10 protein-coding genes and 1 pseudogene are annotated in these 10,429 nt (G+C 68.7%); 9 read left to right on the top strand and 2 right to left on the bottom strand.

The window, feature by feature from the left end; translation table 11 throughout:
• Nucleotides 1-128: 128 nt before the first annotated feature.
• The 3 genes from G4Z16_RS25315 to G4Z16_RS25325 all read left to right on the top strand — a co-directional run bounded on the left by G4Z16_RS25315 (nt 129) and on the right by G4Z16_RS25325 (nt 2,427).
• Complete coding sequence (locus G4Z16_RS25315; RefSeq protein ID WP_197352953.1) at nt 129-1,643, top strand: DEAD/DEAH box helicase; 1,515 nt, start codon at nt 129-131, stop codon at nt 1,641-1,643.
• Nucleotides 1,644-1,695: 52 nt separating this feature from the next.
• Nucleotides 1,696-2,019, top strand: a complete 324-nt coding sequence (locus tag G4Z16_RS25320) for a hypothetical protein (protein ID WP_343070909.1) — start codon at nt 1,696-1,698, stop codon at nt 2,017-2,019.
• A gap of 96 nt (nt 2,020-2,115) precedes the next feature.
• On the top strand, nt 2,116-2,427 hold the full coding sequence (locus G4Z16_RS25325; protein WP_197352954.1) for an SCO5918 family protein: 312 nt from the start codon (nt 2,116-2,118) through the stop codon (nt 2,425-2,427).
• Between the two features lie 750 nt (nt 2,428-3,177).
• On the opposite strand, the gene G4Z16_RS25330 is transcribed toward G4Z16_RS25325, so the two are convergent.
• Nucleotides 3,178-3,870, bottom strand: coding sequence for a hypothetical protein (locus G4Z16_RS25330; RefSeq protein ID WP_197352955.1), 693 nt, complete (start codon nt 3,868-3,870; stop codon nt 3,178-3,180).
• Nucleotides 3,871-4,374: 504 nt separating this feature from the next.
• Between G4Z16_RS25330 and G4Z16_RS25335 the strand changes: the two genes are divergently transcribed.
• The 4 genes and pseudogenes from G4Z16_RS25335 to G4Z16_RS32735 form a co-directional block, all read left to right on the top strand.
• Nucleotides 4,375-5,856 carry a DUF4331 domain-containing protein gene (locus G4Z16_RS25335; RefSeq protein ID WP_197352956.1) on the top strand — a complete coding sequence of 494 codons (1,482 nt, stop codon included), beginning with the start codon at nt 4,375-4,377 and terminating at the stop codon, nt 5,854-5,856.
• Nucleotides 5,857-6,037: 181 nt separating this feature from the next.
• The gene (locus G4Z16_RS25340; RefSeq protein ID WP_246531060.1) at nt 6,038-7,195 is read left to right on the top strand and encodes a tetratricopeptide repeat protein; all 1,158 of its coding nucleotides are present in this window, start codon (nt 6,038-6,040) and stop codon (nt 7,193-7,195) included.
• Nucleotides 7,192-8,724, top strand: a complete 1,533-nt coding sequence (locus G4Z16_RS25345) for a nickel/cobalt transporter (RefSeq protein ID WP_246531061.1) — start codon at nt 7,192-7,194, stop codon at nt 8,722-8,724. Before G4Z16_RS25340 ends, G4Z16_RS25345 begins: the two co-directional genes overlap by 4 nt.
• A 94-nt stretch (nt 8,725-8,818) precedes the next feature.
• Nucleotides 8,819-9,031 (top strand): annotated as a pseudogene (locus tag G4Z16_RS32735) (IS630 family transposase); the annotation flags it as partial.
• Here G4Z16_RS32735 and G4Z16_RS25350 read toward each other — a convergent pair.
• Entirely contained in the window at nt 9,028-9,690 is a 663-nt protein-coding gene (locus G4Z16_RS25350) for a GOLPH3/VPS74 family protein (protein ID WP_197352957.1), read from the bottom strand. The pseudogene G4Z16_RS32735 and the gene G4Z16_RS25350 sit on opposite strands and share 4 nt — an antisense overlap.
• A 257-nt stretch (nt 9,691-9,947) precedes the next feature.
• On the opposite strand from G4Z16_RS25350, the gene G4Z16_RS25355 reads away from it, so the two are divergent.
• Nucleotides 9,948-10,139: a hypothetical protein gene (locus G4Z16_RS25355; protein WP_197352958.1), complete on the top strand. Its 192-nt coding sequence runs from the start codon at nt 9,948-9,950 to the stop codon at nt 10,137-10,139.
• Nucleotides 10,140-10,193: 54 nt separating this feature from the next.
• The gene (locus tag G4Z16_RS25360; protein WP_197352959.1) at nt 10,194-10,406 is read left to right on the top strand and encodes a hypothetical protein; all 213 of its coding nucleotides are present in this window, start codon (nt 10,194-10,196) and stop codon (nt 10,404-10,406) included.
• Nucleotides 10,407-10,429: the final 23 nt, after the last annotated feature.

Genomic DNA, 10,429 nt, shown 5'->3' on the forward strand with positions numbered 1-10,429 from the left:
CCTGGACCCGCACCGGATTCGCTGCAGGGCCAGATCCACATTCCATTCGGCTCGTTCTTGTGATCCCCCGCGCTGCTCTTCCGATGCGGGAATTCCTTGATACGTGCCGTATCAAGGAAAGGTTCTGAATGAACCCCACACGTACGAACGACCGCTCCTCCCGCAGGCGCACCGGCGGTCCCGCTTTCGGTGGCGCCGGTGCGGGCCGGAGCGGCCGCTTCGGGTTGCCCGCCCCGAGCCGTTCTGCCGGACCGCGCCGCTCAGGCGGCCACGGCCGGCGGCCCGCAGGGGTGCAGGGCGAGTTCGCCCTGCCGAAGACGATCACTCCCGCGCTGCCCGCCGTGGAGGCATTCGCCGACCTCGACATGACCGAGCGGCTGCTGGCCGCGCTGACCGCGCAAGGCGTGAGCGTGCCATTCCCGATCCAGGGCGCGACCCTGCCCAACACCCTCGCCGGCCGCGACGTCCTCGGACGCGGGCGCACCGGCTCCGGCAAGACTCTCGCCTTCGGACTGGCCCTGCTGGCCCGCACCGCCGGCCAGCGCGCCGAGCCCCGCCAGCCGCTGGCTCTGATCCTCGTACCGACGCGTGAGCTGGCGCAGCAGGTGACCGACGCTCTGACCCCCTACGCCCGCTCGGTGAAGCTGCGCCTGGCCACCGTCGTCGGCGGAATGTCGATCGGCAGGCAGATCAGTGCGCTGCGGGGTGGCGCAGAGGTCGTCGTCGCGACGCCGGGCCGCCTCAAGGACCTCATCGACCGCGGCGACTGCCGGCTGAACCAGGTCGCGATCACCGTCCTGGACGAGGCGGACCAGATGGCCGACATGGGCTTCATGCCCCAGGTCACCGCACTCCTGGATCAGGTCCGCCCCGAGGGCCAGCGGATGCTGTTCTCCGCGACCCTCGACCGCAACGTCGATCTCCTGGTCCGCCGCTACCTCACCGATCCGGTCGTGCACTCCGTCGACCCGTCCGCAGGTGCGGTCACCACGATGGAGCATCACGTGCTGCACGTCCATGGGGCCGACAAGCACCGCACGACGACACAGATCGCGGCGCGCGAAGGCAGAGTGATCATGTTCCTCGACACCAAGCATGCCGTCGACCGGCTGACGAAGGACCTGCTGAACAGCGGGGTGCGAGCGGCCGCCCTGCACGGCGGTAAGTCGCAGCCGCAGCGCACCCGGACCCTGGCCCAATTCAAGACCGGGCACGTCACCGTGCTCGTGGCGACCAACGTCGCAGCGCGCGGCATCCACGTCGACAGCCTCGACCTCGTCGTCAACGTCGACCCGCCGACCGACCACAAGGACTACCTCCATCGCGGCGGACGCACTGCGCGGGCGGGCGAGTCCGGCAGTGTCGTCACCCTGGTCACCCCCAACCAGCGCCGCACCATGACCCGCCTCATGGCGGCCGCCGGCATCGTGCCCCAGACCACCCAGGTCCGCTCCGGTGAGGAGGCACTCAGCCGGATCACCGGCGCCCAGACCCCCTCCGGCATCCCCGTGACGATCACCGCGCCGGTGACCGAAGGTGCGCAGAGGCGTAAGCGCAGCGCATCCTCGCGCGGCCGACGCAGCCCCGCTTCGGCTGCCCGGAGCGTGAAGGTGCGGCGCTCCTCCTTTGGTGCGGCGGCCTAGAGCCTTCGTGATCAAGAAGCTGACCAACCTCTGCAGAAGGCACGCTCTGACGTTGGTTCAGGTGCAGTCCCGAGCGGCGAGCGCCACCCCCGTGCACATGACGCAGGCCGACGCACTGGAAGCGACCTCACCGCAGGTCTGTGACGACATGACCATCGAGGCCGCCCCGTCCGTCATGGACAGTGCCCGCACCGGGCACCTGCTCGTCAGCGTGAACGACGGCCTGCGCACGGGACCGGCCACCCAGGCCCAGCTCGTCGCGGTCCGCGACAGCTCCGAGCACGCGGACCGTGCCCAGCTGCGCGACATCCTCGGCGACCGCGGGCCGTCCAGCAGCACGCGATGCACTACCGCCGACTCGACTGCCTGTCATTGATGAACAAGTCAGCGCCCCGGGCGTCCCCGCCGTGTCCGCTGAACACTTCGCCGCAGCAGAACCGTCCCCCTTCGCTCTTCTCCTTGTGAGGCACCCATGCGCTGCATCATCGCCCGCTTCCCCTTCGACCTCACCAAGACCGGCGTCCTGGAATCGATGAAAGGCGTCAGGCCCGAGCAGGTCGTCGGCGAATCCGTGACCATCGGCCGCCGTACCTACCCCGTCAAGCAGGTCGGCCAGGTCGTCACAGGCCAGGACCGCCGCGACTTCAGCGCCGGCGAAGTCCTCCGGGCCATGGCCCGGCTCGGCTTCACCTGCCGCAGCCTTCCCCAGGCCGCCGCGCCAACGCGCGGCCTCACCCCCTTCCAAGAGGCTTCCGCGATGCTTGGAGCACCTGAGACCGTCTGACCGAGGGCAGCGCGGGCCGCCACCAAAGCAGCAGCGAAGGTCCGAGCGGTGCCACCGTCGGCACTTCGCTTTCCACTCCCGACGCTCAGGCGGGCACGCTGCACGAGGTTGCCCAGGCGCTGCCGGCCCTGGTCACGGGAACCGTCGTCCCGCAAGGAGGCGAAGCCCTCGCCAACGCACTTACCTCACTGCTGAGTTGATCAACCCAGATCAATTCCGGCGAGTGGGGGCAGCGCTGAATCTGGATGGGCCGGGGTTGGTGCACAGGACATCGAGAGGTCGGCCGGATGCTGGCGGCGCAGGGTCGACGTGAGATGCCCGCGCTGTGCACCCGATGTGCACCGACCCACCGAACGTCCTGCTTCTGTGCAGGTCAGGGCTCCTTCGCAGCGGTACTTCGACATCTAAAGGCGGAGGCCTGTCATCCGCCTTCGACGGCGCGTTGCTTCGGTGGCCCGCGGAAACGCCTTCCGGCGTCTTCCGGCGGGCCACCGCCTTTGCCGCGCTCACTGAATCGTTCGGCTGCGGACCCCGGGCCGCGGCCGCCTGATACAGGCACATCACCGGCGGCATGTTGCCGACGAGGTGAGAGGCGGCGGGCGGACGCTGCCTGACCGACCGGACGGTGCGTCGACTGCACTGCACTGCTAAAGATCGTCGGATGAAGAGCGATACTCATGTGTGCACCCGCCGCCGGTGTGCCCGTCGGCGGGTGCCGCTACATCGAGCCTGTTGCGGAACAGGTACGCCTCAGCCGGGCAGGCCGGGGAGGGTCGGCTGCTGTCCGGGGATGTAGTCGAAGTGCGGCGTGAGTGTGCCGAACGGTGTGCCTCCGTCGGGAGCGTCGATGTCGCTGTTTGCCTCGATCAGGTCTTCGGCCTCTTGTGAGAAGTAGAAGGGCATCTTCTCCAGACGGAAGCCGGTCGGGCTGGGGCGGGCGCCCTTCATCACCTCGTAGTAGTTGCTGTAGCCGAGTTGTGTCTCCTCGGAGACCGTCTGGCCGTCCACCTCCACGCCCGCGGAGTACGCCGGCTGGGGCATGACGCGAATCCAGGTCGGCTTGAGGGTGGCTGTCTGGCCGGACTCGGCGTGGTGCAGCCGCAGGCCGCCGGGGTAGTAGATGCGGCCCTTGGAATCGAGGCCGTCGCCGGCCGTCGATCCGATGGGCATGCTGAAGCCCTTGCCGTCGGAGTGCATTGTGAACGGGCTGATGGCCTCCAGAGTGACGCCCTCCCTCTGCAACCCCTGCTGGGTCTCCGGCGAGATTTCGACGTCGGCGCTGCCCCAAGGTGAGATGTAGGCGCCGGGAATCGGTGCCTCGGCGGACGCGGTCCTTGCCGTAGCCGGCGTGACGGCGCCAGCTTGGGCGACCCCGAGCGGCAGCAGCAGTGCCGTCGCGGAGGCCAGCAGGGCAACGCGGCGACGGAGTCCGTGCTTGAACATGAACAGTGAACCCTTCCGAAATCGGGACAGGTGAAGCCCGTGATGGACGGCGGCAGGGCCACGGCATGACGGGAACCGTGAAGCCGCCTGAACAGGCCTTCGTGGAGCTGGCGTTGGAGCACTGAGTCGCAACCACCTTGGCCGCAAAGCGGTCCACTCGCCGGTCTGCACAGTCCATGAGTAAGCCCCCGATGACCGCAAAGCCATAGTTGGTGGGGAAACCAGCTATTTCGTGTATTGCTCTCGTCTTCCCGGCCTGCCGCAAGGGACAGCGAGCCCATCGAAACCGCTGCACAGAGGCACTTTCGGCGAGGGCATCCCCGAAGGCCTCCGCACACCCGTGCTTGACGGTCCGTCAATGCGTTGCGAGCCGGGTCAGTCCTCGCGGTGCAGTAGGTACCTCACACGTGTGGTGCCCGGCAGAGAACAGCCCGGCAAGATCCGGCAGCGCGACACGCTGTGGCTCCGGATGGCGTCCTCAACACCTCAACACCTGGAGCACTCATGCCCTTGTTCCGCAGGCCCTGGGCCACCGGCCCGAGCCGTCGCCGGATCGCTCTCATCACAGGTGCGACCGTCGTGGCCGGCGCCGCCATGTCAGGTCCGCTCCTGTCCGTCAGCCAGGCCGGCGGTCATGTCGACGCCCCCTCGTCGCTGGCCGACGCGGCGGCCGACATCACCGATGTCTACGCCTTCACCAGCCCCGACGACCACGACATGGTCACCTTGATCGCCAACGTCCGTCCGTTCCAGCTGCCGGGCAACGCGACCAGCTCGGTCGCCGACCATCCGTTCGCCAACGGGGCCCGGTACGAGATCAACACGGACGCCGATGGCGACGGAACTCCGGACACCACCTACCGCTGGACCTTCGCGAATGACGACCGCAGGCCCCTCAAGGCAGGTCCCAAGGTCGGGCCCGGCCAGGTGACTTCGCTGGACGACCGTTCCCTGAGAGTCCGGCAGACCTACACGCTGGAGCGCGTCCGGAAAGGAGCGAAGCCCGAGACGCTCATCGGCAAGGGCGTCGCCGCCCCCACGCACGCCGGCCGGGCACTCATGCCCGACTACGGCAAGCTGCGCGAGGAGGCCGTCCGGCAACTGCCCGGCGGCGGACGCACCTTGGCCGGGCAATCGGCTGAGGCATTCAAGGCGGATTCCGAAGTGTTCGGGCTCTACACCGTCGGCACGGCCGGGCCGGTACGCGGCTGGCTGCCCGACGCCCAGCCCCTGTCGGCTCTGAACGTCAACAGCCTGATCGTCCAGGTGCCCAAGAAAGCGATCGCGTTGCGCAAGGATCCGCAGGCAAATCCGGTCGTGGGTGTATGGGCCTCGGTCTCCCGTCCGGGCGCGGACTTGAGTAGGGGCCTGTCAGGACAGGATCCGGTGTTCCGTCAGGTCTCACGGCACGGCAACCCGCACCTGGCGTTCAGCATCTTCGGTTCGACCGTGGGGATGGCCCGCCCCGGTGGCCCCGAGGACCGCTTCCAGCAGCGTGACCCCGAGGACGACCACCTGGAGCGGGACTTCCTCGCCGCGGTGAACGACCCGAAGCCGCCGCACCGCATCGAACGGGCCCACCACGTCAAGGCTCCCGCCACACCGCGCAAGGACATCGAGGCTCTGTTCCTGCGCGGCATCGGAGAGGACAACGGGGCGAAGTTCGGCTACGACCTCAACACGCCCGCCATGAACGCCGACGCCGACCCGTCGAAGATCGTCCCGGCGGAGGAACTGCGGCTGAACCTCACCACCCCTGTGACGAGGAATCCGAAGCCCAACGGCCTCATCGACGGCGACAGGCAGGGCTTCCCCAACGGGCGCCGGCTCAACGACACCATCGACGGGCCCCTGATCCGCATGCTGATGGGCGAGCCCGGAGGCCCATCCGCCGAACACCTGCTGCCGACCCCGGACTTCAAGCTCCAGCCCGCCGACGCGCAATACACCTTCCCCTACCTCAATCCGCCGCACGCGGCACTGTGAGGGCCGTGTGAAGAGCTGGGGCGCGGCCGTCGGCGTGACCTGCGCCATCGGAGCCTGTGTCGCGGGACTGCTGGCCATGGGGCCGGCCGGATTCAACGACGACGTTCCGTCTCCGAGTCCGCGCACCGCGCACCGGGCGGGCGCTGGGGCAGACGATCCTCTCTCTGCGGCGCGCCGGGCGGTGGACACGGCACCGAGAGACCCGGGCGTCTGGTCGGAATTGGCGCACGCGGAGATCGAAAAAGCCCGCACCACCCTGGACGCCGGGCGTCTGGATGCGGCCGGGAAGGCGCTGCGCCGCTCGCTCACCCTGAAGCGCACGGGAAACTACCCGGCGACCACGGGCATGGGGCAACTCGCCAATGCGCGGCACGAGTTCACCACAGGGCGCAGGTGGGGTCTGCGCAGCACACGGATGGCACCCGACCGGGCCGAAGGTTATGGGGTACTCGCCGACGCCGAGATCCAGCTCGGGCACTACCGCGGTGCCCGGGTGGCCGTTCAGCGCATGCTCGATCTGAAGCCGACGACTGCCGCATACAGTCGCGCCGCCTACGACCTTGAGACCCATGGCCGCGACCAGGACGCCGCTTTCGCTCTCCAACGAGCCGCCGAGAGTGCCCAGACACCCGACGAGATGGCCTTCGCCGAGTCCCGGCTCGGCGAACTGGCCTGGTCACAAGGTGAACTGCGGCGTGCCGAACGGCACTTCGAGCGCGCCACGGCCACGGTGCCGGATCATCCCTACTCTGCGGCCGGGCTCGCCCGGCTTCAGGCGGCACGCGGGCACCCGGCGGAGGCGCTCAGGATGTACGACCGGCTGGTCGAACGGACGCCACTGCCGCAGTTCCTGCTGGAGGCGACGGAACTGCGGCTGGCACGGCCCGGTCGACGGGACAGGGGCGCACTCGCGGGGCTGAAGGCGCAGGCGCGGATGCTGCGTGCTACGGGCGGCCCCGTCGATCCCCACCTTGCGCTGTACGAGGCCGACCACGGGGACTCAGCAACCGCGGTCGCACTGCTGCGACGCGAGTGGAAGCGTTCGCGCAGCGTCATCGTCGCTGACGCGCTCAGCTGGGCGCTGCACCGCTCCGGACGTGACGCCGAGGCACTGACCTACGCCAGGGCCGCGGCCCGCACCGGGTGGAAGAATGCGCTCTTCCGTTACCACCGAGGGGTGATCGAGTACCGGCTCGGGCAGGACACCGCAGGCGATCACCACCTACGGCAGGCGCTCCAGCTCAACCCGCACTTCTCGCCGTACCACGCTCCCCGCGCCGCCAGGCTGCTCCACCGACGCGACTGCGCGACCGCCGAAGAGCACGGTGACCGCCGGTGATCCAGCGTTCCCGTACCCCGCTCCGCGTCCTCGTGACGATGGTCCTCGTGCTGCTGATCAGCGTCGGGGCGGCGCCCGGCACGCACGCCCATCCTTTGGGCGACTTCAGCCTCAACCACCACGACGGACTGCGGCTGTCCTCGGGGCACATCGAGGACACCGCCGTCGTCGACAGCGCGGAGATCCCAACCGCCCAGGATCGCGAGAAGACCGATACGGACAACGACGGCGACGTCTCCCGGTCCGAGGCCACCAACCGCGCCCGGCAACGCTGCTCCCGACTCGCCGAAGCCTCCCGGGTGACGGTCAACAGCCGTCGCAAGGAATGGCGCGTGCGCGCCAGCCGCCTCACATACGGCAAAGGAACAGCCGGTCTGCCGATCGCCCGGCTCACCTGCCGCCTCCGCACCGACGCCGATCTCTCACGGGCGGCAGCCATCACGTTCGCCTCGGGTGCGGACCGACGTCGTACCGGCTGGAAGGAGATCACCGCCACAGGCGGAAACCGGGTGCGGCTGACGGCATCGTCCGCTCCGGAACGGAGCGCGAGCGCGGGACTGCGCCGCTATCCCTCCGGCGCCGCCGACGAGCCGCCGAACCAGACCACGGCAAGCCTGCGCACGCGGCCCGGCGACGACCGGCCCTCCACCGGCACGGACGACGCCGCACCCGGCGCGGGCCCCTCCGCCGCAGCGGGTACCTCCCTCTTCCCCTCTCTGGAGCGGGAGTTGACCGCACTCACCACAAGCCGCGACCTCACCCTTCCGGTAGGACTTCTCGGTGTCATGCTCACCGTCCTCCTGGGCGCAGGTCACGCCGCCCTGCCCGGACACGCGAAACTCGCCGTCGCAGCATGCCTCGCCCGCCGTACGGGCGGCGTCCGAGCCGCCTTGACTGTCGGCGTGACCGTAACGGCCACACACACCACGGGCGTGCTGATCGTGGGCCTCGCGCTGACCCTCTCCGGCAGCCTGCTGGGAGATCAACTGCTGGGCTGGCTGGGCACGATCAGCGGCCTGCTCATCGCGACCATCGGTGCATGGCTGGTCATCACGGCCGTACGCGCCCTCAACACCGGCAGGCCGCCGACGAGTTGGCAGCACCGGCACCACCACCACCACCGTTCGCACGATCATGCCCATGAGTACAGCCACAGCCACAGCCATGAGCATCCTCGCGCCCGAGATGAAGAGCACCGCACGGACCTCCGCCTGCCCTCCCTACTCGGCGTCGGACTCGCCGGAGGACTCGTGCCGAGCCCTTCAGCCCTGGTCGTACTGCTCGGTGCCGTCTCCCTCAGCCGCACCTTCTTCGGCGTCCTGCTCGTCCTCGGCTACGGACTCGGCATGGCGGCCACCCTCACCGCAGCCGGTCTGCTGCTCTCCGGCGGCGGCAACCGCCTCACCACACTCGCTGAGCGACGCCTTCCCGCATGGTCCCGCTACACCCGATTCGGCACACTCCTCACCGCACTCGCCGTCCTCACCGTCGGACTCGCCCTCACCCTGCGCAGCTTGCCGCCGCTGTGACATCGAGCGCGGCAACAGGAAGCCGCCCAGGATCGACAAGCTCGCCCGCGCCGGCGCACGTTCTTCGCGTTCCGACGGAACGGCATCGTCGTAGCTGAACATGGTGGAGCGGTGGTTCGCCGAGCTGACGCAGAAGAAGCTGAAACGTGGCGTGCACCGCTCCGTCCAGGCCCTTGAGCGCGATATCCGAACGTGGCTCGCCGACTGGAACGACAGCCCCAGACCGTTCCTCTGGACGAAAACCGCCGACGAGATCCTCGAAAGAGTCGCCGCATACTGCCAACGAATCTCCGACTCAGGTCACTAGCTGGTGCCGGCGCCCACGGTCGCGGCGCCCACGGTCGCGGCGCCCACGACGGCGACGAGTTCGTACTGCATTGCCTCCAGGGCCCTACGTACTGCGGGAGCGGCCCAGTTGTCACGTGCCAGCTTTGCCGTGCGCCGTTCGACGTCCCGGGCCGGCACCCCGGGGAAGGCGCACTCGTACAAACCAGCAGCACTCAGCACAACCGCCAAGCCGACGGTGCGTTCATCCGGTGTCTCACCCCGTAGCACCACACCGTCCAACCGATCGCGGAGCGCGACCTCTACGGAGCTGTCGAGCGTGGGGTAGCGACGTGTGGTGAACAGCCCCAGCGTCCTGCTCACCTCCTCGCCCACTGTCCCCCTCTCCCGAAGCCGGTCCAGTGCCTTACCGCGAACGCTCTTACGGAGCTCACGCACCCAGCTCTGCGCGGTGGCCCGCTTCTCGCGTGCGGCCAGCACCGCAAGCACGTCGTCCAGTACGGCAGAGCCCACAGGTGTCCGGTCGGCTACGACGACCTTGTGGTCGTCCACGTCGAGCCGCCCTGCCAAGGCCAGTTCAAGGAGGACAGCTCCAGCGGCGGCGCAATCTGTCCGCCACGGCTCCGGAAAGCGCCCCCGAGCGTCAATGGAGAGCAGAACCACCTGCTCATCGAGCGTCATTTGCATACCCACAACACTCCCACACGGCTGGCGGCCTAATGGAGGCCCGATGCTGCCGCATGCGAGGCAGCAAGATGACACCGAAACCCCTTCGTTCGGAGATTGACGCATGCCATCGTATGTGATGTCGGAAGCGAGCAGTCGAGGAATCCAATCACCATTCTGATGGCGGGATTCCGTGATTTCCGCGCACTCGGCTCCTGAGTCCGGTGCCACACGAGAAACCACGAAAGCACGAGAAAGAAGGAGACACGCTCATGCTGCTTGAGAAGGTCAACAACAGTCACCTGCTGGACACCGTACTGACGGATGCCGCGAACGTGGAGGACATGTCGCCGGCCGAGCCCGTCCTGTCCACCCCGGCCGCCGTTGCCGGCGGAGCCCTGGTCACCGCGGGTGCGTTCGGAGCCGGCGTCGGGCTCGGGGTCACCCAGGCCCAGGCCGGCTGACAACCGCCACATCGGCGCCCTAAGCAGAATCAAACCGTCGCTCAAGGAGTAAACGTGACTGCAATCTCCACCAAGGTCAACGCAAGCCAGGAACTCAACGGCGTCTCGATACACGCCGGTGAGAACGAGTGGAACGGCCGGATGTCTCCGGTCCTCGCCACCCCTGCCGCGGTCGGCGCCGGGCTTGCCGGCGCAGCCGCCATCGCCGGTGCGGCAGCCGGCGGCATTGCGGTCGGAAACGCCGCCGGGCAGGCCGCGGGCGGCTGACTCACGTCGCACCAATGCCGCCT

The organism is Streptomyces bathyalis (genome assembly GCF_015910445.1).
GTDB lineage: Bacteria > Actinomycetota > Actinomycetes > Streptomycetales > Streptomycetaceae > Streptomyces > Streptomyces bathyalis.